Raw genomic sequence first — 22,062 nt, forward strand, 5'->3', positions numbered from 1 at the left:
GTTTAAAGAGTTACACCTTTCTCATGATCAACGCCTGAGCATTAAGCATTGCTTCCTTAGTACTGACATCCAAGGTTTTCACGTTCGCAAAGCGTTCAACTTCTTTAATCGCCACATCGTGAGCAAAGATCACCAACCTCGCCCTTTCAATGTCTTTCTGGGTAATGCGATTACCTATTCCGTTGGCACCTTGTGTTTCGACTTTAATCCGAACCCCAAGATGATACGCCGCTTTTTCCAGAGACTTAGCAGCCAGGAAAGTGTGGGCAACACCCGATGGACAGGAAGTGATTGCAAGTACATCCGCTTTCCCTTCTTCCGTCACCGAACCACCAGTAAACTGGTTGGCACTCGCCTCACCTTCGACCACATTCTTTTTCAGCAGTATCACGATCAAAGCCGTGGTAAGAGCCCCTGCGAGTGTGCCGACGATATAGCCAATCTTGCCATCAACCACTGGCAATACAATCCAGCCGCCCCACGGTGCATGGTTCACTACATGGAACATAAAGCCGACCACGTTACCAACTACGCCACCAGCAACAACAGCAGGCAGAACGCGCGCAGGATCGGCGGCTGCAAAAGGAATCGCGCCTTCACTGATGCCAATCATTCCCATGATGCCTGCGGCTTTTCCGGCTTCGCGTTCGTCTCGTTTAAACTTCTTCGGCGATATAAAAGTCGCCAGAGCCATGCCTAATGGTGGCGTACAGATCGCAATACCGACGCCACCCATCAACCATGGCTGAGTATTCACCTGAGTTTGGGCAAACAGCGTTGCGACCTTATTGATCGGGCCGCCCATATCAAAGGCCGTCATCGCACCCAAAATGCTACCCAACACCACTTTTCCTGATCCGGCCATGCCAGTGAGCATTTGGTTCATCTCTAGCATCACTTGGGCAATAGGAGAACCAATCACCCACATCACAGCCCCACAGGTGACAAAGGTACCGACTAGTGGATAGATGAAGATAGAGCTCAGCGAGATCATGCTGTCTGGCAGTTTGATCTTCTTAAGTAGATTCACCACAAAACCAGCGAAGAAACCGACCACAATTGCACCGAGAAAGCCGGTATTGTATTGATTCACCGCAACCCAAGAACCAATCATACCGGGCGCTAAACCCGGTTTGTCGGCCATTGAATACGCGATGTAACCACCTAATACGGCAGTAAAGAGAGTTAAGCCTGCGATGCCCATCTGCGCGATATCTGCAAGAATACCGCTCTCTGGTACTGCGCCGTGACCCGACATCATCACCGACAAAGACAACAACACACCGCCCGCAACCACGAATGGGATCATGTGCGAAGTGCCGTATAACAAGTGTTCTTTAAGGCGATTAAGAGATTGTGCCCAAGGGCTGAGTGGCTCGACATACACTTCATGATGGCTAGAGGCGTAACTATCGAACGATTCTAAATTGGCTTCGAGAAATAGCTCTTGAGCTTCCTCGACCGACTCCACCGCCTTTAATTTTGTAACAAAGCCATCTTCGATAAGCCTGGTCGAAATCTGAGCCAGTACCTCGATATGGTGGTCGTCGTTGTTGTCTGGTGAAGCGAGCATAAAGAACACATCCGACAGCTCGCCGCCGTCTGCGCCATAATCGATGCCAGAACGGCTGATACCTACCGCCACCGCAGGTTTAGCTACGGCAGCACTTTTCGCGTGTGGAATGGCGATGCCATCGTCAAAGCCAGTATTACCGATGGCTTCACGCTTCCAGATGTCGTCAAGGAATTCACGTTTATTAGAGAGCTTACCGGCACGGTCGAGCAGTTCAACAAGCTCTTCAAATACCGCCTGTTTTGAGTCTGCTTGTAAATCCAAACAGATAATCTCGGGCTCGATAATGTTGGTGATATCCATATGCTGCTCTGCCTCGCCTGATTTCAGACTGAAGTAATTACGTAAGTGATAAGGTTAATAAGATGAAAAGATTAACGGTGTGAAGGCACTCAATATATAGGACGAAAGGTGCATTAACTGGATTATTGTAACCAAGAACTCAGAGTGTGACTTTCACCTTGGAATAAAAAACGCCAATCCATAAAATCCACAGAACCCATAACAATATCGTCCCTCCGCCATGCGAGCTTTCTATACTGGATTTTCCATGCAAGATAGCTTTTCCAAGGTAGCTTCTGAAAGGTAGCTTTTGTAACGTAACAGGGACGAGATTAAGCCGAGAATAATAATGAGAATTGTAGCGGTAACTGCGTGCCCTACAGGCATTGCGCACACCTATATGGCAGCTGATGCTCTAAATAAAACAGCCCCTAAGTTCAACGTTTCAATCAAGGTTGAGACGCAAGGCGCTATGGGTATTGAAAACTTACTGACCGCCCAAGATATTACCCTCGCAGACAAAGTGTTGATCGTCTCTGATATCGACATCGAACAACCAAACCGATTTGACCCAGCTAAAACCTTATTCATTCCCATGGAAGAGGTATTGTTGAGTATCGATAAAGTCTTTATTAAGCATTGTCGAACTTAAACTTTTGATGAACGAATACCAGATCACCTTCTTCGTTAACGATCCTGCCGCGAACTCACATGTCGCGCAGCCGCTGACTCGCTTAGCGAAGAAATTCAAAAGCAACATCCGCATTATCAACATCACTCAAAATCGAACCGCTGATCTCTCCAAATCCGTCGCGATGCTGCAAGTAGGTTTACTTCGTGGTGATTTGTGCCAGATAACCGCGGTCGGTATTGATGCGGAGCTTGCCTGTTTCGTTCTCAAAGACATAATTGCAGAGCATTACGACATGGTTGGCTCACAGGTGAGCCATGAGTTCTCTAGCGATCTAATTCAGCGAATGCCACAAATATGCCCACCTTGTGATATCAAATGGCACCACGCTAAGGCGCAAACCCAACTGACCAAATTTGAGTGCTTAAAAGGGCTCGCTCACCTAGTGTATCCGGAAGATCCGGATGAGTTGATTCTGGCATTTATTAAGCGGGAGGAACGCTCTTCAACCTGCGTGTCACCGGGTATCGCACTGCCGCATGTGATGTTTGAATCGACTCAAGATCTCTCAATTGCCGTTATTGTCAGTGACGACCCGATTGACTGGGCATCACGTATTGGCGAAGTGCATGTAGCTATTGCTTTGGTATTGCCAACCAAGCCACAGCGAGAGCACATTGTGGCGGCGACCAACCTAACTCGAAACCTCCTTCACGATCAGGTCAATGAACGTCTGCAAAAGACTCGAAGCAGTGTCGACCTGCAAGCTCTGCTGATGTACATCTCGTCACGCCTGATTTGATTACCAGCTCGTTAGTTCTAGATGGATCCTCGATATTCAGTCGGGGTTCTTCCGGTGCGGTTTTTGAATACTCGGCAGAAGTAATTCACATCCTTAAAGCCACAACGTACCGACACTTCATTGAGCTTGAAATTGTATTTCTTGAGCATGAACTTGGCGCGGTCGATTCGCACACGTGTAATGTATTCAGCCAGCGTCATGTGGCCTTGTTGACGAAACATTCGCGACAAATGGTTGGATGAAATACTAAAGCGCAAAGCGATGCTGTCTCGCGTGATCTGGCGGTGGAAATTCTCTTGGATATAGATACAGATCCCTTGATACACATCCTGTACGCGGCTGTGAGACTTCTCGACAGGCGCATCCAGCATCGTCTTACTGTATTGAAGCAACGCTTGCAGCAATAATTCATCCATCGGCTGCTTGTTGCTCTCGCGCGCTAACGAGCTGAGCGCCTCCAAAATATTATCAATCGCAAAGCCAGAGCGAGTCTGAATACTATGCTTTTGGATATCGTAGAAGCTCTCTTCCCCTTTGCGCTTGCTCACCAAGCTTAAACCAAGCTGACGACGCCCAAACAACATACTCAGTACCGAACAATCAGTATCCCAGTTCGGCTTGTTCCAACAGTTAGGCGGGATGAAAATCGCATCCCCTGCTTTCGCAACAACATTGGTGATCTTGCGATCATGACTCTCCATTTCATTAATATACTCACCGTCGAGCACCAGCTCTAAACGCGGAAAGTTCACCTGATAACTGAATGCTGAAGGCGTGTGAAAATCTCCCGCAAACCAGATGTTATGAAACGGTTCTCGCTCGTTTAATACCGACGAGATTAGGTCATGAAATATCATTGTTTCGAACTCTTATAAGCAGCAATAAGGCTACGGGAATAGATATACCTGTAACTGAAACATAGCGCTATTGAGCAAAATCACAATTTGAGATCTAGGTTACAAAAATCCAGTCTTAGAAATAAATCTCCAGTGGAGAAATCGATTAGGCACGTAATTTCCCAGATAGCAAAACACGCTGTAGCCCTTATAAATAAAAGCTTTAAAGCACGACAAATCTTGTCAACACAGGGCTAAAAACGCCCGTTAGACCGATCAAAATCACACTCCACTTATAACGCAACAATCATCCAGTAAATGCATTTTTTCTTCACTACAGAAGGCAAGCCGTAGATTCCAGAATACCCCTAACAAAATAAACACAGAGTAGGGGTTCATTATGATCACGACATTGATCAATCAAGATTTGATTAAGCTTTCGCTTAGCACTAATTCAAAAGAAGACGTATTTAAAGAGCTGATAGACGTGCTTTACGCACAAGGTAGAATCTCAGACAAAGCACAGTTTCTTGCCGACATTAAGGCTCGTGAAGAACAAGGTAATACCGGATTTGAAGAAGGCATCGCCTTACCACATGCGAAAAGTAGCGCGGTGATCAAACCTGCAGTAGTGATCGGTGTCCACAAAGAAGGGATCGAGTACGGCGCAGATGACGGTCTGCCATCAAAACTGTTCTTCATGATTGCGTCTCCAGATGGCGGCGATGATCACCACATCGAAGTACTGGCAGAGCTTTCTTCAAAACTGATTGAAGAAGGCTTTATCGAAAGCTTTATGAATGCTCAATCTGAAGAAGAAGCATTAGAACTACTGCTTACCAAACCTGAGCCATCAGAAACTGAAACCAACGTTGAGAAACAAGGCTTCATCATTGGTGTGACAGGCTGTCCTGCTGGCGTTGCACACACTTATTTGGCAGCTGAAGCGCTAGAGAAAGGCGCAGCGGCTCTTGGCTATGACATCAAGGTCGAAACCAACGGCTCGATAGGCGTTAAAAACAGCCCGACTCAAGAAGAGATCGAACGCGCAGATGCGATTGTGGTCGCTTGTGACAAACAGGTCGACATGGCTCGTTTTGCTGGCAAACGCGTTGTCTGCACTAACGTAAAAGCACCAATCAAAGACGCACAAGGCTTGATTCAGCAAGCGCTCAATGCACCTAGCTACCAAGCTGAACAAGCACCGACCAACCAATCTGTTGCAGAGAAAGCCTCGCAAGCACGTTCAGACCTTTATCGTTACTTGATGAATGGCGTATCACACATGATCCCATTCGTGGTGACTGGCGGCCTATTGATTGCCCTTGCTCTGGCGATTGGCGGCGAGCCAAGTGAATCTGGCATGGCGATTCCTGCTGGCAGCATGTGGAACCAAATTCTAGAAGTCGGTGTGGTTGCCTTCACACTGATGATTCCGATTTTGGCTGGTTATATTGCTTACGCGATTGCTGACCGCCCAGCCCTAACCCCTGGCTTAATTGGCGGTTGGATTGCCAACAACGGCTCTTTCTATGGCGCTGACGCAGGCACTGGCTTCATTGGCGCAATCATCGCGGGTTTATTAGTGGGTTACTTCGTTAAATGGATTACTTCGTTTAACTACCACAAATTCGTTCAACCACTTGTGCCTATCATGATCGCTCCGATCACTGGCTCTCTATTCATCGCGGGTCTGTTCATCTTTGTTATCGGTGCACCTATCGCTGGGCTGATGGATGCGCTTACTGCACTACTAACGAGCATGAGCACAGGCAACGTGGTTCTGCTTGGCATCGTCCTTGGTGGCATGGCCGGTTTCGATATGGGCGGCCCATTCAACAAGGTGGCGTTCCTATTCTCGGTCGGCATGATTGCCAGCGGTCAAACTCAATTCATGGGTGCTATGGCGTGCGCAATCCCTGTGGCTCCACTGGGTATGGCTATCGCAACCAGAATCGGCCGTAAGTTCGACTTATTTGAATCTTCTGAAATTGAAGCAGGCAAAGCAGCAGGCGCGATGGGCTTAGTGGGTATCTCTGAAGGTGCCATTCCTTTCGCGGCTCAAGATCCAATGTCAGTTATCCCTGCCAACGTGCTTGGCTCAATGACTGCTGCGGTAATGGCGTTCTCATTTGGCATCACCAACAGCGTTGCTCACGGTGGTCCAGTGGTCGCTCTACTTGGCGCAATGAACTACCCACTGCTAGCACTCGTGTGCATGGCATCTGGTGCGGGCGTAACTGCGGTTACTTGTATCGCGCTTAAAAATCTACGCAAAGCCAAGCTGACAGCAGCAGCGGCTTAAGCCATTTCAATTCCAATGGTTTGAGCCCCTCTACTGTCCTTTTAGGAACGAATAGAGCTCAAGCCATGTTTCCCTTCATGGTGATTTCGATGTCTGATTTTTCTTTAGCGAACGACTCGTTCGTACAACGCTTTTTCTACCCTATGACCAACGTAATTCAAAACTACGCATGGGGTAGCCCTTCTTCGTTTAGCCAACTGTTTGGTATTGATAACCAATCAGGTGAGCCACAAGCGGAGATCTGGATGGGCGCTCACCCTAATGGTTGTTCGATAGTCACTGACAATGGTCATCAAACCACGTTGTCGAACTTGATTTCTAAGAACCTAAACCTGTTTCTGAGCGAGAAAGTCGCGAGCCGTTTTGGTGAACTTCCGTATCTGTTTAAGGTGTTAGCGGCGGAGAAAGCGCTCTCTGTTCAAGTTCACCCGAACAAGCAGCAAGCCGAATCTGGCTATGCTCTAGAAGAGCAGCAAGGCATTCCGATGACAGCGGGCAACCGTAACTACAAGGATCCCAACCACAAGCCAGAACTGGTGTATGCCCTAACCGACTACACCGCGATGAATGGTTTTAGGTCGATCAGCGAGATCCTAGAGCACTTCCATTATCTCGACATTCCAGAGCTTCATTCGATGGTCAACGATCTCGCGGGCGATCAAACGCCTAATGGGTTAGCCAGCTTCTTCGCGAGCTTATTGTCTTTACAAGGAGAACAAAAAGGCATGGCGCTGACCATGTTGTTGATGAAGGCGAAACTTTCAGATGCCCCTGTGTTCCAGTTGATTTCAGAGTTGGAACAACAGTATCCGGGGGATGTCGGCCTGTTTGCTCCGCTGCTATTGAACGTTATCACGCTAAAGCCGGGGCAAGCCATGTATCTGGATGCCGAGACGCCCCACGCTTACATTAAAGGTACGGGCTTAGAAGTGATGGCGAATTCAGACAATGTACTCCGCGCAGGGTTGACGCCTAAGTACATGGATATCAATGAATTAGTCTCTTGTACTCAATTCAATGAAAAGCCTGCAGATAGGCTACTGCTCAGCCCTATTGAGCAAGGTGATGTGATGGAATACCAAATTCCAGTCGAGGATTTTAAGTTCTCTATCGTACAAAATTCGCAGCAACGACAGATCACAACCGAAGGCGCCGAGATCCTATTACCACTCGATGAACCCATGGTGCTAACTCATCAATGTGGTGAAACCTGCGTAATAGAGAAAGGCCAATCGGTGTTCATTCCCGCTTACGCAGAGAGCTACAAACTGGATTGCGTTGGACGCGTGGCGCGTGCTTACAGCTAGCTCTATCAAGTAAATCTAGCTCTCCCGAGTAGATACAAACACTGATAATGCCCTGCTTTGCGGGGCATTTTTCTTCCTACAGAAAGTTATTTCAACACCGAAGTACACCATTAAATATGACTCATCTCACACTGGATGAATGATGCAAATCACACTTAATTTTGCTTGGTACAAATGTACAGTGAAGGGCTTTTATTTGCTATTTCGCGAATCGGGTTAATCCATTAATTTTAATTCAAGAACTTCAATAGTGAATGAGTTAATAAATGATCACACAGCTAACTAACGTCAACTTAATTAATAACAACCTTCAAGCGAATAATAAAAAAGAACTGTTTGAAGAATTGGCAAGCATGTTATTTGAGAACAACCGAATCAGTAATAAAGAAGCCTTCTTGGCAGACATCGAAATTCGTGAATCTCAAAGCATTACCTCGATGGACGGCATCGCTTACCCACACTCAAAAAGCAAGGCGGTCACTGAGCCGGCAATCGCTGTCGGTGTAAAGTGCGAAGGCATCGAATATGGCGATGAAGACGGCATTAATCCAACCGTATTTTTTATGATTGCTTCACCAGACAACGGTGCTGACCATCATATTTATGTATTACAAGAACTATTTGGAAAATTCAGCGATGAATTTATTCAATATATCCATAACGCAAAAGACGAACAACAGATCCTTAATATTTTAATTAATTCATAAGGCATAGAAAATTATGAGCACCCTAACAACTCAAGCTACGAATACTAATAATAAAAACAGTAGTAGCGACTTTAAAAAACTCCTTAGTACCATGAAAGGCCACCTGCTTTTCGGAACCTCACACATGCTGCCTTTCATCGTAGCCGGTGGTGTTCTGTTGGCGTTAGCGGTAATGGCATCAGGCAAAGGTGCCGTACCAGCAGACGGCTTGCTGGCAGACATCTCTAATATCGGTATCAAAGGCCTTGTTCTTTTCCCAATCATTCTTGGCGGCTTTATTGGTTACTCCATTGCAGATAAACCAGCACTAGCACCTGCAATGATCTCTTCTGGCATCATGGCTGACATGGGCGGCGGTTTCCTTGGCTGTATCGTGGCAGGCTTTATCGCCGGTGGCGTGGTGTTCCAACTTAAGAAGATCCCACTTTCTGCAAACATGACGGCACTAGGTGCGTACTTCATCTACCCGCTTCTAGGTACGTTAATCTCTGCAGGTATCGTACTGTGGGGCATCGGTGAGCCAATTAAACTGTTCATGTCTTCAATGAACGAGTTCCTAGCTTCAATGGCTGGTGCATCTAAGATGGTTCTGGGCACAATCCTTGGCGGTATGACGGCGTTTGATATGGGCGGCCCTATCAACAAAGTCGCGACCCTATTTGCCCAAACTCAAGTAGACACACAACCTTGGCTAATGGGCGGCGTTGGCATCGCGATTTGTACTCCACCTCTAGGTATGGCTCTGGCGACTTTCCTATTCAAAAACAAGTTCTCTAAACAAGAGCAAGAAGCAGGTAAAGCAGCAGCAATCATGGGCTCTATCGGTATCTCTGAAGGGGCTATCCCATTTGCAGCGAATGACCCAATGCGCGTACTTCCTTCAATCGTTGCCGGTGGTATCGTGGGCTGTGTATTCGGCTTCATGACAGACGTTCTACTGCACGCACCGTGGGGCGGTCTAATCACGGCGCCAGTATCAAGCAACATTCCAATGTACGTCGTCGGTATTGCGCTTGGCTCGCTAACCACAGCCGTTATCGTAGGCTTCTGGAAACCGGTAGCGGTAGAAACAGAAGAAGACATGGTTGAAGCACCAGTACAAGCTCAAGCAGCTCCTGTAGCAGGCGAAGGCGAGTACGACATCGTAGCAGTAACATGTTGCCCTTCTGGTGTTGCACACACCTTCATGGCAGCCAAAGCACTAGAAAAAGCAGGTGCGGCAGCGGGTCTGAAAATCAAAGTAGAAACTCAAGGTCAAAACGGTATTCAGAACCGCATCACCGACCTAGATGTGGCGAACGCGAAGCTGGTTATCTTGGCTCACGATATTCAAGTGAAAGACGCTCACCGCTTTGCTAACGCGAACGTGATTGAGTGTTCAACCAAGGAAGCAATGAAGAAAGCCGCGACTATGGTGGCTATCTAAAACCTAAGATTATTTAAAACCAAAGGTTATCTAAATAATCAATAAATTAGTTAATGTTCACTATTGATAAAGTAACTACCCCTAGTAACTAAAATCCCCATTCGTCTAGTCAACGAATGGGGATTTCTTTTTACAAAACAACTCGTAGGATCAACAGAATCAGCTCTTAGGATCGAGCGTCTCTTCGGTTTCTAAATCGAACAGGTGACATTGGCTGGTGTTGAAATGCAGCACCGTTTCTTCACCACTGTTTGCCGTGCGATCCGCATCAAAAGGCACGCGAGCCACCAGCTTATCTGCACCGAGTTTAAAGTAGAGATACAGCTCATTACCCATCGACTCAACCACATCAAGCCTGTGCGTTTGAGTATTCACTTCCGCCAGCGGCGCATCGTGATTAGCCAGTTGAATGTGCTCTGGACGAACACCAAACCATACCCACTCACCCATCTTTTCACGAGCGATAATCTGCTTGTCTTGTGGCAGTGTCCAACGAGTCCCACTTTCAGAGACCACGTTCATCACGCCATCAATCTCATCCAATCTCACCTTGAGAAGATTCATCGCTGGCGAACCAATAAAGCCTGCGACAAACTTGTTTGCTGGGTACTGATAAAGGTTCATTGGCGTATCGACTTGCATAATCTCACCTTGATTCAACACACAGATGCGATCGCCAAGGGTCATGGCTTCCACCTGATCGTGTGTCACATAGATCATGGTGGCGTTCTGCCCTTCTTGCTTCAGGTTATTGTGCAGCTGTGCAATGCTGACACGAGTCGAAACACGCAGCTTGGCATCCAAGTTAGACAAGGGCTCGTCAAACAAAAACACATCTGGCTTACGCACCATCGCACGGCCAAGCGCCACACGCTGCCTTTGACCACCCGACATTTCACCCGGCTTATTATTTAGCAGGTGTTCGATATCGAGAGTCTTGGCTGCATCTTCAATTCGCTCATTGATTTCATGCTTTGGCAGCTTCTGTTGCTTCAGGCCAAAAGCCATGTTTTCGTACACCGACATGTGCGGATAAAGCGCGTAGTTCTGAAACACCATCGAGATACCACGATCTTTAGGTGGCAATTCGTTTACACGCTTATCGCCAATGTAGACATCGCCTTCTGAGATATCTTCAAGGCCTGCGATCATGCGAAGTGTCGTAGATTTTGCGCAGCCAGACGGCCCAACAAACACCATGAACTCACCTTCGCGAATATTCAGATCGACACCGTGCACAGCCTTAAAACCATTTGGGTAGGTTTTTTCTACCCCTCTCAGTGTGACTTCAGCCATAACCTGTCCTTAAATCAATTCGTTAAATACTATCTTTGCAATCTGTCGTGGACGTTTTAGCCACGTTCTTGCAGTTGGTTGAGCTCAAAATGGGCGACTGATGCGATAACCAGATCCGCCACTGGCTCTAACTCGCTGTGTTGTGCAGTCCCCGTCAGAACACCGACATTGCTTGCGCCTGCATTGCGGCCAAATTCCATATCCGAAACCGTGTCACCAAACATGATCACCTCATGAGGCTCAATACCGCATTGTTCACAGAAGGCATTGAGCAGTGCTGGCGCTGGTTTAGGTTCGATATCACCATCTGAGTAACCGACATAATCAAACATCTCGCTCAAACCCGATTGCTCTAGTGTGTAGATGGTTGAGTCTTTGGTGTCTGCGGTCGCGATGCCTAAAATCATGCCTTGCTGCTTAAACAGGCCAAGCTTTTCAGCCACACCTGGTAGTGCTTCAATCCAGCTTGGGTTCTCTTCCACTTCGTCATTGAAAGCGGCTTTGGTCACCTTAGTGAACTCAGCGAGCGAGACATTAGGTTGCAGCATGTTGAACCACGCTGTTGCGGTATCTTCCACTGGGTTTGAGGCTAATAGTCCATAGTTATCAACCACATCACCTTCCACGCCGATAGCCAAGAGTAACTCAGCAGGTGTGACAGTTTGATTACCCTGATGCTGGTCACTGTAAGATTTCACACGCTCACAAGCACCACGAGAAACGTTAAGCCACATCTTGTGGAACTCTATCAATGTGCCGTCTTTATCAAATAACATCGCCTTAAACTTCATCACGGCTCATTCGCTCCATTAGTTCTCCCCAAGTACGCACTAGGGGTTGGTTAAATTCTGGTTGTTTGCCGTCGAATACGGCATTGATGCAGCCTTCAAACTCACGTTCGTCACATGCAGATTGAGTGCTGTTCATTAATATCGAAGAGAGTTCTCCACGACGGATATCCACTCGGCACCAACGGTAGCCTTCATCAATATGGATACTTTGCAGCTCATCATTCAGAGCGATTCGTTCAACAATCTCGCCATCCACCACGCACTCAGCGTAGTAAAGGTTTTCTGAATCAGTGACAGCGATACGATAAGTGAGAGCCTGCCCTTGTGAGTCATTACCCGGTAGCAAGTCGCCTAAGTTGATGTCAAACTTCAGGCCACAGCGGCGCTCTAGGTAAACTTGCCCATTACGCAAACCAGACAAGATGCCTTCGCCGCTCAAACCATGGCTGTAAACGAAAGTTGATGGGTCACCGTAGATAGAAGGTTCATCCGATTTTGGATTGCGTTCATGGGGTTCAAGGTGTGAATCACTGCCGCCAATCGCCGTAATGCGTTGGCCACAATTCCACATGTCATTGAGAACCAATAACGCCTCTTCGGTCGCTTTTGGCGAGGTCGACCACGTTGGGTCGCAGCACACTTCAAACGTAGACACTTGGCTGAGATCCACTTGATCGTAATGCCAATGCCACGGCTTCATCATCGGGTGATTAATGCCAAGGGAACTGTGTCCACTTTTAGCTAAACTCAATCCCGCTTCCATGGTCGCTTGGCTGCTGTGTTCAACGTCTCTCAGGTCTAAAGACTTAACTGGGCCATGTACATTAAAGTGTCCGAGATCGGTTGTGACTTCTAACGCTGGTAAGAACAAACACTGTGTTGAAACGGGCAGCTTAGGCTGGCAAATGTTGTGCTCAGTGAAGAAGAAAAAATCGAGCCCTTGAGATTCAACAATATCTTTAGCTGCAGCCAAGGTATTGTGACCATCAGAAAGCTGAGTGTGAGCGTGTAAGTCGCCACGATACCAGCGAGAATCAGAACTCAGCATATGGCTGTAATCGAACTCGATATCGTGTTCACTTGTCACCGTTGGGTTCAGTTCTAGCTCAATATCGTTATTCACTAACTCATCAGAGCAAAGCACATCCACTTGATACTGCATCGCGCGCTCAGTGCGAAACTCACCTTCAAGGTTATAAAGTTCTAAGAACCACTCGCCCGGCGGGGTCACACCATCAATCGCGCCTAAGCCAGAGTTTTCCGGTTGGATAGTGAGTGACTTGTGCGCCTTTTCAAACAACACCTTGCCACGAAATGCTTGGTTGGCATCGTATGCCGCAGCGTATAAGAATCCTTTTTTCACCGTCGTACCAGTAATGGTTACGCAGTGAGAACCTGCTGGTACATCAAAGGGGATACGTACTCTGCCAAACGGCAGTTCACCTTGAAATTGGGTCATTGTCTTCACCAAATTCGTCCTAATTGAAGGACTGGGTCAAAAAGAGGCCCACCCGAGTAGATGGGCCTTTATGCATGCAAAGATAGTGTTAATCCACTTTGCAGATTAAGAACGATTCGCTCGGTCTAGTGCACGTTGCGCTTTCTTAGCCGCTTGTTTTAGCGCTTTGTCAGCAGGCACGTTTTGGATTTGAATCTGGTCTGCAGCCACCTTCAGCGCATCCATAATCTTACCGTTGGTAGGGTCAAGGAAATCTTTGGTCGCCGTGTTTGCTTGCTTCAACGGAATCAGAGCTTGTGGGTTGTCTTTAGTGAACGCTTGGTACTCTGGTACTTCAGAAACGCTGTTGCGCACAGGGATGTAACCTGTGAACATTGACCAAGCTGCGGTGTTTTTCGCGTTGGTGTAGAACTCAACAAACTCAAATGCACCTTTCGCCGCTGCGTCATCTGTGCCTTTTGGCATTACGTAAACCAGCGCACCCGCTTGTGGCGCAGAAGGGTTTGAACCCCAACCCGGCTGTGTAGTTGCTGAAAGCTTAGTGAAGTCCAAGTCACCTTGGTCACCTGATGAACCGGTATAGCCCAATGCGTTGTCTTTCATCACGTCATCAATGGTTTTGTACCAGTATTCCCAGCCTTGACCACCGTAGTGAATTCGCATGATTTGATCATCATGGATCCACTTACGGAAGCTGTCCCACACCTCAACCCACTCAGGAGAGTCAATCAGCACTTTCTTACCGTCATCACTGATGATCTTAGCGCCGTTAGAGAAAGCCGCGTCAATCATGTTGCCCTGACCCCACATCGGCTCCCAGCCGTAGAAAGTCACGTTGCCTTTCTCGTCACGCTGTGTGACTTTCTCAGCGACCTTAGCCACACCTTGCCATGTGTTTAGGTCTTGCTCGGTAAAGCCGTTATCTGCCAATACTTGCTTGTTGTAGTAGAACACTTGAGTTGTACCGTAAGCAGGTAGACCAATGATGGTGCCATCGTCTGCCGTCACTTGATCTTTAAACGCGCCAATGAAATCAGAGAAGTTGAACTCTTCATCCATAAACGGCGTTAGGTCACGGCTCAGACCACGCCCGTGCATCGCTTCCGCACGACCTGAATCTAATAGCACAAGTTCAGGTGCCGTTTTCGACGCTAAACCAGCTTGCAGCTTCTGGTAGGTTTCCGTGTAGTTACCTTGCAATGCGGGCTTCACCACATACTCATCTTGGCTCGCGTTGAACTCTTCGATGAGCTTAGTCATCATTTGCTGTGGCTTAGTACCACCGGAATACCAAAAGTTAACTTCGGTTGCGGCAAGAACACTGCTAGAGAACATAGACGCGCTTGCTGCGCCAGCACACACTAGTGCGAGAGTTTTTAGTTTCATTTCCGTTTACTCTTTTACGCCGTTATCGGCGATACCTGAAAGAATCGTCTTTTGACAAATGACGAATAGAATTAACAAAGGCAATACTGCAATGGTGCTCGCCGCCATAATTTGCGACCAGTTCAACCCATAGTTACCTTCGGCAATAAAGTAGTGACGAATACCAGTAGCAATCAGATTTAAATCCTGAGTCGTAATCACCAGGCTTGGCCACATGTAGCTGTTGTAATTGGTAATAAAAGTGATGAGGAACAGTGTTGCGACTGCTGCTCGGCATTGCGGTAAGATGATTGTCCATAAAATCTTGAGCTCACCTGCACCATCAATTCGTGCCGCTTCAATCAGCGACGGGTGCACCTTGATAAACACTTGGCGTAGATAGAACACACCGAAAACCGACGCCGCGTTCGACGCCACTAGCCCCATGTGCGAATCCAACAAACCCAGTTTTGCTAAGGTGATATAAGACGGAATGTAAGTCACCGCGCCCGGCAGCATGTAACAACCCATCACGATGAAATAGAGCACGGTCTTTGAGCGAAACTTCAGCTGAGTCAGCGCATATGCAAACATCGCCGAATTCACAATCACCAAAAACGTAGTGAACAAAGCCACGCTAAAACTGTTGAAGATGTACAAGCCAAACGGCGCGCTGTGAAAGGTTTCGACAAAGGTTTCCCAGCGGAATTGCTCTGGAATCAAATCCAGTGGGTTAGCAAAGATCTCATCGTTGCTTTTCAGTGAACCAGACAACATCCACAAGAACGGGAACACCATAATGGTTCCGCACGTTGCCAAGAACAGGTGCTTAGCCAGTGCGAGGAACGAACGGCGATCCACTGAAATCTTCTTTGACGCAACCTCTGATTTGGTCGCTTTGGTTTGTGCTATAACTTTGGCTTTCGCTGCGCTCTGGTTTAATACTTGATTGGCATCCAATACTTGCGTGGTCATAATTCTGTCCTTTCAAAAATCGACTAGTAGTACACCCAGCGCTTGCCGATGTAGGTATTAATAAGTGCCAGCAATCCAGTAATCAGGAATATCACTAACGATGTCGCGGCCGCAGGTCCCATTTCGTAACGTTCAAACGCTTGTTGGTAGAACAAGTACAGCAAGGTACGTGTCTCACCACCCGGCCCGCCCTGCGTTAGGATCTGGAACTGATCGAACGCCTGCATTGCCGTAATAATGTTGACCACCACTAAGAAGAAAGTGGTTGGTGAAATCAGTGGAAGCGTAATCTTCAAAAAGCGCGTTAAGCTGCTGCAGCCATCAATCAAAGAAGCCTCATACAGTGACTCTGGAATCTTGTTGAGTGCACTGATGTAGAACAGCATCGTCCAACCAATCGCCTGCCACACCGTCACGATAATCACCGCAATCAAAGCCGTGTTTCCGTTCTCTAACCATGGAATCGCGCTAAACCCTGCCGACTCCAGTAAGTGGTTTGCCAAGCCCGATTTGGTCTCGAACACCCAAGACCACACGATCGAAACTGCTACCGTTGGCGTAATCCAAGGAGAGAAGATCACCGCACGATAAAACTGGCTGCCCTTAAAATTTTTGTGCAGCAGCATCGCAAACACAAGGCCAAGAATAATGGTGGGAATCACCACACCCACAGAGAACCAAAACGTATTGAGCATCGCTTGGATGAACTCGTAATCCTCAACCATGTACTCGTAATTTTCTAAACCGATGAACGAATAATCTGGCGAGATGTAATCCCAGTCGGTGAAGCTGATGTAAATCGAATAACCAAATGGTACGAGCCAAAAAGTAAACAGTGGCACCAACAACGGTGCAGTAAATAGCAGTACCTTTAAGCGGTTTTTCATTGGTTCTGAGAAAGCACTCATGGTGACCTCGTCCTTATTTGTATGCGGTTAAATTAAGGGGTTTGTGTGACAGGTTAGTAAGAGCGCCCTTCATTTTTTTTATGGCTACCCATTAGAAAATCTTTCTTCCAGTTCACCGTCTTCCATCTGGTGATAAAGCCAATCACAAAAGAAATTCACCTTGGCACTGCGTCGGTGTTTAGTAATCAAATAGTGGGCAGATTCAGCAGGCATTGAGGACTCTGTCGCCAGAACCAGATCGTTTTTCTCTAACAGCTCAGACACCGCAAGCGAACGCACCAACAACACGCCAATGCCATGTTTGACCGCTTCTAAGGCGTGCAAAGAATTACTCACCTCCAATAACACCTTCGGTAGGGTCATCTCGAATTGGTTGTGACTCAACCATTGCAGCCAGTTCTCTCGGTAGCCTTTTACTTGCACGGTCGGCAGAGCAGAAAAATCATGCTCAACCAAGGAGTCTTGATATTGGTTTTTAAAGTCTGGGCTACACACCAACTGCCAATGCTCTTGAAAGAGTCGCTCACTATGAGTGTCTTCGCTTTCGACCTTGCCATTGGTCAGTTCAATATCGACATTCTGACAAGGGTTGGTTGATGGCCAGTCCACCAGCTGAATATCGAGCCTGATAAAAGGGTATTTTTGATAAAAAGATGGCAAGCGAGGCAGCAGCCAGTTATGGCAAAAGGTGTGATTAACGCGCAGGCTCAACACGTCGGTTTCTTTTTCCCCGAAGAGGATTTGAGTCTGTAATTTCAGGTGTGCTAATGAACCCGCAACAATCGGTTGATAGTGCTGGGCAGCTGACGTCAGCTTTACGCCTTTGGAGCTTCGCTCAAACAATGTGGTATCGAGAAAGGTTTCTAAACTTTTAAGCTGCTGACTCACCGCAGCTTGGGTAACACAAAGCTCGCGCGCAGCAGCGCCAATAGAACCGAGGCGGGCAACAGCTTCGAACGCAACAAGGGCACGTAGAGGGGGTAACATGGCTTCACCTGATTGAAATAAAAGTGAAAAATACTTCAATCAGGTTTCAGTTTTTTGCGCTTACCGTTACAGATTAATGACGAAGGGACGTTGATCAGATATTTATGATCAACGTCCCTTTTCTTTATTTCATGTTCTTAGCGGTGTGTCGCCGCGTGAATCAAACGCAATTACTCTTTGATGTAGAGATCCTTAGAATAGATACGCCCTTCTACATTGTTCTTCGCAAAACCACCAACACTTGGTCGTACTAGACGAGCCTGCATGTAGTAGTAAATTGGTGCGATCGGCATATCTTCTGCCAACAACTGTTCTGCTTGATCATAGAAACCTTGGCGATCTTGTTCACTGGTTGCAGCTAAGGCGCTGTCCATTGCTGCGTCGTACTTGTCGTTATTGTAACGAGCAAAGTTACCCGAAGAACCAGAGCGCAATAGGCTCAAGAAGGTTGATGCTTCGTTATAGTCACCACACCAAGAGGCGCGCATTACATCGAAATCACCTTGGCGACGTGACACCAAGTAAGACTTCCACTCTTGGTTTTCAAGCTCAACTTGTGCACCTAAGTTGCCTTTCAGCATTGATGCAATCGCCACTGCTATGGACTTGTTCGATTCACTGGTGTTGTAAAGCAGTTTGAAGTCCAACGGATTAGACGCATCGTAGCCCGCTTCTTTCAGTAGCTCTTTTGCTTTTTGATCACGCTCCTTCTGAGTCCAAGTACTGTATTCAGGTTGTGTCGCATCAAAACCAGCCGTGTACTCATGAGCAAAGGTATAAGCCGGTAAGTTGCCCACCTGAGTCACACCATTGGTGATAACGTCACGCATCATAGAATAAGAGACAGCTTTACGTACTCGCGCATCATCAAAAGGTGGTCGCGTAGTATTGAATGCGTAGTAGTAAGTACACAACAGAGGCACTGTGGTAAACGCATCTTGATATTTGCTTTTAAGCTGCTGCGCCATGTGTGTAGGCACGTCCGAAGTAATATCGACCTCGCCCACCGCATAACGGTTAATCGAGGCATTCTGATTCTCAAACGGAATATAAGTTACTTCGGTTAAGTGGGTATCTGAACTGTCCCAGTACGTCGGGTTCTTCTTAAGCTCAATGCGCTCGTTCACCACCCACTCATCTAGTACGAATGCACCATTACCAACAAATTGCTTAGGATCGCTCCACGGCTTGTCACTACTTTCTAGGGTTGCTTTGTGCACTGGCATCATGGATGTGTGGCCTGTCATCGCCACAAAGTAAGGCACTTTACTATCGAGTTCGAATTTCACCGTGTGTTTATCGACTGCAGAGATACCTAACTCTTCAACGGGCTTTTTGCCTTCGGCTACGTCAGCAATGTTGTTGATTTGAGTAAGCTTGAGATACCAAACATTCGGCGATGCCGTTTTAGGATCGACCGCGCGTCTTATCGCATACACGAAATCATCGGCCGTCACTGGATCGCCATTCGACCATTTCGCGTCTTTACGTAGGTGGAATACAAACGTCTGGTTGTCTTCGGTTTCCCAAGACTGTGCAACACCTGGGGTGATATTGCCATCGCGATCTTGAATCACTAAACCTTCAAATAGGTCACGTAGAATGTGCATTTCTGGCAGGCCTTCTCCTTTCGCAGGGTCAAGCGTCGCCGCTTCTGCATCGTTAGCACGAACTAAATGTTGTTCTTTCGCCAGAGAAGTTCCCGCAGGCAATGTGTCAGCAACGGCAGTTACTGAGATAAAAGGGGTCAATAGAGATGAAATGAGTAAAGCCGTTGAATGTTTCTTAAAATCCATATGTTTTTGCTCTCCTAGCCTATCTTTGAAGCAAGTAATAAAATTAACAATGCGACTGTTGACGAGTTTTGACGCTATGGTTTATTTAATAGAGGTCATCTAAATAGTAGTGACTATTTGATAGTACTTGATCAATCAGGAGATTAAGGTGAGTTTAATTCCAAGAACGGAAAGAGCTGCATTTTCAATAAAGCCGCTGTCATATGGAAATTCGGTATTGGGCGCACCCTTGCTCTATTTCCCCGCGCAAGTAGAAAGCGAGTCTCGCGGGCTGATTTTAGCAGGCACACACGGTGATGAAACGGCTTCTATCGCAGGTTTATCTTGCGCGCTAAGATGTTTGCCTGCCGCCAACTTACGACACGATGTAATCCTGTCGATGAACCCGGACGGCAATCAATTGGGTACTCGTGCCAACGCTAACCAAGTCGATCTAAACCGCGCCTTTCCGACTCAGAACTGGACAGAAAACGGGACCGTCTATCGCTGGAGTTCTCACACACCAGTCAGAGATGTAAAAGTAAAAACGGGACAAGCCGATCTGCTTGAACCGGAAGTGCAGTCGCTCATTAACCTCATTGAGCAACGCCAACCCAAGTTCGTCATCTCTTTCCACGAACCACTCGCTATGGTCGACGACCCAACCCAATCGGAACTCGCCACTTGGCTAGGCAAGCAGTTCAACCTACCACTCGTGGAAGACGTGGATTACGAAACCCCAGGCTCATTCGGTACATGGTGCCAAGAAAGAAACTTACCGTGTATTACCGTAGAACTGCCGCCCGTTTCTGCGGATTTAACTATCGAGCAATATTTGGATGCGTTTGTGGCTGTGTTGGGGTGTGAGGGAAGTTAGCGCAACTCATTTTTGGACAAAAGCTTGCCAGTGTTTTTTCTAAATTAGAAAACCATCAATAACTACAGGTATGGCAAATTTACTTGTGAAGTGCTAGTGCGGTGAGTAGCATCGCGCTAGCAAAAGTATTGGGTTAGGTGCGCACTAAGTGCCGTTATGGTAAATCACCATCAGAAAGATGTCCCATATTAGTACAAGGTGCTACACGCAAAACCTTCGTTAAACATCTGTTTTTATTTGTATATTTTCCTCTTTCAATTTTTGAACGAATGGAGCAAATTTTGTGTTAACTACTGCGCCCGAGTTAGCTGAACCAAACGAAGATACCGAATAAGTATCTATTTGGATGACTTTCATTTTTACATCTTTGCCTTGAGAGACCTTCACAAAATCGGAGAGTGGCATTACAAGTCTACGAGTTGACCAATCACCATACTTAGTTAATTTGCTGGCCTCTTTTACATTTTCGATGATTTGACCATCAACATTAAATGCAACTCCCATGACATTTGTAATGCCACTCACACCGACTTCAAGAAAGACCACATTGGGAAATTTTTGATTCCATTGAAAACCTAAAGTGTGCCATCCTTCAGATAAGCTAGAGGAGGCGCTAACAGGGGGCTGCTCAATACGAAGTGAACCATCAAATTGATCCTGATGGATAGACACAGAAGGTGTCATTTTGTCATTGAAACCTGCACATCCAGAAATCAAAGAAAATACAATTGCGAAAAAAGCTATCTTACTACTCATCTCTCACCTTTATTATAAATCATTGATATTATTATTAAATATAGCTCAATATCGATTCTAGTTTTTTCTTTGCTAATCCCTCAGCTAAATCTTTACTGACTTTAGCGATAGTAGAAAAACTAGCTTCTTTGAAATCACTTTTGATTGAATTCCAAACACTTTCGTCACGAAGGTTGTCGATGAACTCGTGACCATCCCAAGTTAGCTTATAAATACGAACGAATGGTGGTTCAATTCCTCCTAACTCTTTACTTATCGAACCCTCGACTAGCCCTTTCTCAACAAGTAGAGCCTCATGATATCGAACCACACCACCATCATACTTATCGAGTTTATAGTCATTCGGACTTTCTTCTATCGCGAGTAATAATCTGCGAATTAATTCCATATCTCGCTTCAAAGTAACTCTCCAGTAATCAAATAAGCGCATATTGTAATGCATTGACACATCAACATAAAGTCGGTGTTCATTATTCCTATTATGTTCAATCGGCGTGACTCCGTAACGAAGAACGGCTCCCAATTGGGAGCCGTTCTTGTGTCTAAATCTGGGTTCGCACACCAGTACAATGTTCAATACTATTCTACTGACATATTCATGTTTTGTTTGTTTTTGGTTTCTGCAAAATTCACAACGACACCATTTTCTAACAAGATATCAATCGTGTGCGTTGTGATATCGGATGTTGTTTTCATTGTAAAAGCTTGGGATGAAGCACTACCTCCAGTATAAGAATACACCCACTTTTCACCAGTTTCGCTGATTACTGTTTTTATAGACGGTTCACCAAAAATTCTGATTAGATCATTCTTAGTTGTCACCTTTTTCTCTATTTGAGAAACCTGTTCTTCAGTAAACTTTGTTCCATAATCTGCATATTTCGGAGCATTCCGCTCAGTCATTTCGGGATTATCCGATCACCGAAATACGCAGCTATCTGGGTGTGGTTTGTGTGGTGTAATGCGCTCTACGTCGATTTTAGAGCCTCTAGCATTGATTTTTA

20 protein-coding genes are annotated in these 22,062 nt (G+C 46.6%); 7 read left to right on the plus strand and 13 right to left on the minus strand.

Annotated elements, in window-relative coordinates; translation table 11 throughout:
- Window positions 1–10: 10 nt before the first annotated feature.
- Entirely contained in the window at window positions 11–1,876 is a 1,866-nt protein-coding gene (locus AB4249_RS00245) for a fructose-specific PTS transporter subunit EIIC (RefSeq protein ID WP_372102125.1), read from the minus strand.
- A 328-nt stretch (window positions 1,877–2,204) separates the two neighbouring features.
- Here AB4249_RS00245 and AB4249_RS00250 point away from each other — a divergent pair, with 328 nt between their 5' ends.
- Together AB4249_RS00250 and AB4249_RS00255 are read left to right on the plus strand one after the other, a co-directional pair.
- On the plus strand, window positions 2,205–2,507 hold the full coding sequence (locus AB4249_RS00250) for a PTS fructose transporter subunit IIB (RefSeq protein WP_017064942.1): 303 nt from the start codon (window positions 2,205–2,207) through the stop codon (window positions 2,505–2,507).
- Window positions 2,508–2,514: 7 nt separating this feature from the next.
- Entirely contained in the window at window positions 2,515–3,288 is a 774-nt protein-coding gene (locus AB4249_RS00255; RefSeq protein ID WP_017064943.1) for a PTS sugar transporter subunit IIA, read from the plus strand.
- A 17-nt stretch (window positions 3,289–3,305) separates the two neighbouring features.
- Here AB4249_RS00255 and AB4249_RS00260 read toward each other — a convergent pair whose 3' ends face one another.
- A complete protein-coding gene (locus tag AB4249_RS00260) occupies window positions 3,306–4,145 on the minus strand; it encodes a helix-turn-helix transcriptional regulator (protein WP_017061655.1) in 840 nt (279 codons plus the stop codon).
- A gap of 379 nt (window positions 4,146–4,524) precedes the next feature.
- On the opposite strand from AB4249_RS00260, the gene AB4249_RS00265 reads away from it, so the two are divergent.
- The 4 genes from AB4249_RS00265 to AB4249_RS00280 all read left to right on the plus strand — a co-directional run bounded on the left by AB4249_RS00265 (window position 4,525) and on the right by AB4249_RS00280 (window position 9,869).
- Entirely contained in the window at window positions 4,525–6,429 is a 1,905-nt protein-coding gene (locus tag AB4249_RS00265) for a fructose-specific PTS transporter subunit EIIC (RefSeq protein WP_102332225.1), read from the plus strand.
- Between the two features lie 89 nt (window positions 6,430–6,518).
- The gene (gene manA / locus AB4249_RS00270) at window positions 6,519–7,736 is read left to right on the plus strand and encodes a mannose-6-phosphate isomerase, class I (protein WP_102332342.1); all 1,218 of its coding nucleotides are present in this window, start codon (window positions 6,519–6,521) and stop codon (window positions 7,734–7,736) included.
- Between the two features lie 266 nt (window positions 7,737–8,002).
- Window positions 8,003–8,443 carry a PTS sugar transporter subunit IIA gene (locus AB4249_RS00275; RefSeq protein WP_102332226.1) on the plus strand — a complete coding sequence of 147 codons (441 nt, stop codon included), beginning with the start codon at window positions 8,003–8,005 and terminating at the stop codon, window positions 8,441–8,443.
- A gap of 13 nt (window positions 8,444–8,456) precedes the next feature.
- Window positions 8,457–9,869 (plus strand): fructose-specific PTS transporter subunit EIIC, encoded by a 1,413-nt coding sequence (locus AB4249_RS00280; RefSeq protein ID WP_372102126.1) that lies wholly within the window; start codon window positions 8,457–8,459, stop codon window positions 9,867–9,869.
- A 159-nt stretch (window positions 9,870–10,028) separates the two neighbouring features.
- On the opposite strand, the gene AB4249_RS00285 is transcribed toward AB4249_RS00280, so the two are convergent.
- The 8 genes from AB4249_RS00285 to AB4249_RS00320 all read right to left on the minus strand — a co-directional run bounded on the left by AB4249_RS00285 (window position 10,029) and on the right by AB4249_RS00320 (window position 19,446).
- Complete coding sequence (locus tag AB4249_RS00285; protein ID WP_017064948.1) at window positions 10,029–11,165, minus strand: ABC transporter ATP-binding protein; 1,137 nt, start codon at window positions 11,163–11,165, stop codon at window positions 10,029–10,031.
- Between the two features lie 56 nt (window positions 11,166–11,221).
- Window positions 11,222–11,956, minus strand: a complete 735-nt coding sequence (locus tag AB4249_RS00290; RefSeq protein WP_017064949.1) for an HAD family hydrolase — start codon at window positions 11,954–11,956, stop codon at window positions 11,222–11,224.
- Window positions 11,946–13,415 carry a CehA/McbA family metallohydrolase gene (locus AB4249_RS00295; RefSeq protein WP_372102127.1) on the minus strand — a complete coding sequence of 490 codons (1,470 nt, stop codon included), beginning with the start codon at window positions 13,413–13,415 and terminating at the stop codon, window positions 11,946–11,948. Before AB4249_RS00295 ends, AB4249_RS00290 begins: the two co-directional genes overlap by 11 nt.
- Before the next feature lie 105 nt (window positions 13,416–13,520).
- Complete coding sequence (locus AB4249_RS00300) at window positions 13,521–14,801, minus strand: extracellular solute-binding protein (RefSeq protein WP_372102128.1); 1,281 nt, start codon at window positions 14,799–14,801, stop codon at window positions 13,521–13,523.
- A gap of 6 nt (window positions 14,802–14,807) precedes the next feature.
- Window positions 14,808–15,755: a carbohydrate ABC transporter permease gene (locus AB4249_RS00305; protein WP_017064952.1), complete on the minus strand. Its 948-nt coding sequence runs from the start codon at window positions 15,753–15,755 to the stop codon at window positions 14,808–14,810.
- Window positions 15,756–15,778: 23 nt separating this feature from the next.
- A complete protein-coding gene (locus AB4249_RS00310; protein ID WP_017064953.1) occupies window positions 15,779–16,663 on the minus strand; it encodes a carbohydrate ABC transporter permease in 885 nt (294 codons plus the stop codon).
- An 84-nt stretch (window positions 16,664–16,747) separates the two neighbouring features.
- Window positions 16,748–17,650: a LysR substrate-binding domain-containing protein gene (locus tag AB4249_RS00315; RefSeq protein ID WP_102332231.1), complete on the minus strand. Its 903-nt coding sequence runs from the start codon at window positions 17,648–17,650 to the stop codon at window positions 16,748–16,750.
- Between the two features lie 170 nt (window positions 17,651–17,820).
- A complete protein-coding gene (locus AB4249_RS00320) occupies window positions 17,821–19,446 on the minus strand; it encodes an ABC transporter substrate-binding protein (RefSeq protein ID WP_372102129.1) in 1,626 nt (541 codons plus the stop codon).
- 148 nt (window positions 19,447–19,594) lie between these two features.
- On the opposite strand from AB4249_RS00320, the gene mpaA reads away from it, so the two are divergent.
- The gene (mpaA, locus tag AB4249_RS00325; protein WP_372102130.1) at window positions 19,595–20,302 is read left to right on the plus strand and encodes a murein tripeptide amidase MpaA; all 708 of its coding nucleotides are present in this window, start codon (window positions 19,595–19,597) and stop codon (window positions 20,300–20,302) included.
- A gap of 219 nt (window positions 20,303–20,521) precedes the next feature.
- Here mpaA and AB4249_RS00330 read toward each other — a convergent pair whose 3' ends face one another.
- The 3 genes from AB4249_RS00330 to AB4249_RS00340 all read right to left on the minus strand — a co-directional run bounded on the left by AB4249_RS00330 (window position 20,522) and on the right by AB4249_RS00340 (window position 21,961).
- Window positions 20,522–21,058, minus strand: coding sequence for a hypothetical protein (locus AB4249_RS00330; protein ID WP_372102131.1), 537 nt, complete (start codon window positions 21,056–21,058; stop codon window positions 20,522–20,524).
- A gap of 34 nt (window positions 21,059–21,092) precedes the next feature.
- Window positions 21,093–21,446 carry a DUF2513 domain-containing protein gene (locus AB4249_RS00335; protein ID WP_229648197.1) on the minus strand — a complete coding sequence of 118 codons (354 nt, stop codon included), beginning with the start codon at window positions 21,444–21,446 and terminating at the stop codon, window positions 21,093–21,095.
- 191 nt (window positions 21,447–21,637) lie between these two features.
- Window positions 21,638–21,961: a hypothetical protein gene (locus AB4249_RS00340; protein WP_240799474.1), complete on the minus strand. Its 324-nt coding sequence runs from the start codon at window positions 21,959–21,961 to the stop codon at window positions 21,638–21,640.
- Window positions 21,962–22,062: the final 101 nt, after the last annotated feature.

Source organism: Vibrio sp. 10N.261.55.F4, from assembly GCF_041470465.1.
Taxonomy (GTDB): Bacteria; Pseudomonadota; Gammaproteobacteria; order Enterobacterales; family Vibrionaceae; genus Vibrio; species Vibrio crassostreae_C.

Coding starts and splice junctions, on each gene's coding strand:
- AB4249_RS00305 (WP_017064952.1), bottom strand. CDS start 15,755: ATGACCACGCAAGTATTGGATGCCAATCAAGTATTAAACCAGAGCGCA.
- AB4249_RS00295 (WP_372102127.1), bottom strand. CDS start 13,415: ATGACCCAATTTCAAGGTGAACTGCCGTTTGGCAGAGTACGTATCCCC.
- AB4249_RS00330 (WP_372102131.1), bottom strand. CDS start 21,058: ATGAGTAGTAAGATAGCTTTTTTCGCAATTGTATTTTCTTTGATTTCT.
- AB4249_RS00280 (WP_372102126.1), top strand. CDS start 8,457: ATGAGCACCCTAACAACTCAAGCTACGAATACTAATAATAAAAACAGT.
- AB4249_RS00265 (WP_102332225.1), top strand. CDS start 4,525: ATGATCACGACATTGATCAATCAAGATTTGATTAAGCTTTCGCTTAGC.
- AB4249_RS00320 (WP_372102129.1), bottom strand. CDS start 19,446: ATGGATTTTAAGAAACATTCAACGGCTTTACTCATTTCATCTCTATTG.
- AB4249_RS00250 (WP_017064942.1), top strand. CDS start 2,205: ATGAGAATTGTAGCGGTAACTGCGTGCCCTACAGGCATTGCGCACACC.
- AB4249_RS00290 (WP_017064949.1), bottom strand. CDS start 11,956: ATGAAGTTTAAGGCGATGTTATTTGATAAAGACGGCACATTGATAGAG.
- AB4249_RS00340 (WP_240799474.1), bottom strand. CDS start 21,961: ATGACTGAGCGGAATGCTCCGAAATATGCAGATTATGGAACAAAGTTT.
- AB4249_RS00300 (WP_372102128.1), bottom strand. CDS start 14,801: ATGAAACTAAAAACTCTCGCACTAGTGTGTGCTGGCGCAGCAAGCGCG.
- manA (WP_102332342.1), top strand. CDS start 6,519: ATGTCTGATTTTTCTTTAGCGAACGACTCGTTCGTACAACGCTTTTTC.
- AB4249_RS00315 (WP_102332231.1), bottom strand. CDS start 17,650: ATGTTACCCCCTCTACGTGCCCTTGTTGCGTTCGAAGCTGTTGCCCGC.
- AB4249_RS00275 (WP_102332226.1), top strand. CDS start 8,003: ATGATCACACAGCTAACTAACGTCAACTTAATTAATAACAACCTTCAA.
- AB4249_RS00260 (WP_017061655.1), bottom strand. CDS start 4,145: ATGATATTTCATGACCTAATCTCGTCGGTATTAAACGAGCGAGAACCG.
- AB4249_RS00335 (WP_229648197.1), bottom strand. CDS start 21,446: ATGGAATTAATTCGCAGATTATTACTCGCGATAGAAGAAAGTCCGAAT.
- AB4249_RS00245 (WP_372102125.1), bottom strand. CDS start 1,876: ATGGATATCACCAACATTATCGAGCCCGAGATTATCTGTTTGGATTTA.
- AB4249_RS00310 (WP_017064953.1), bottom strand. CDS start 16,663: ATGAGTGCTTTCTCAGAACCAATGAAAAACCGCTTAAAGGTACTGCTA.
- AB4249_RS00255 (WP_017064943.1), top strand. CDS start 2,515: ATGAACGAATACCAGATCACCTTCTTCGTTAACGATCCTGCCGCGAAC.
- AB4249_RS00285 (WP_017064948.1), bottom strand. CDS start 11,165: ATGGCTGAAGTCACACTGAGAGGGGTAGAAAAAACCTACCCAAATGGT.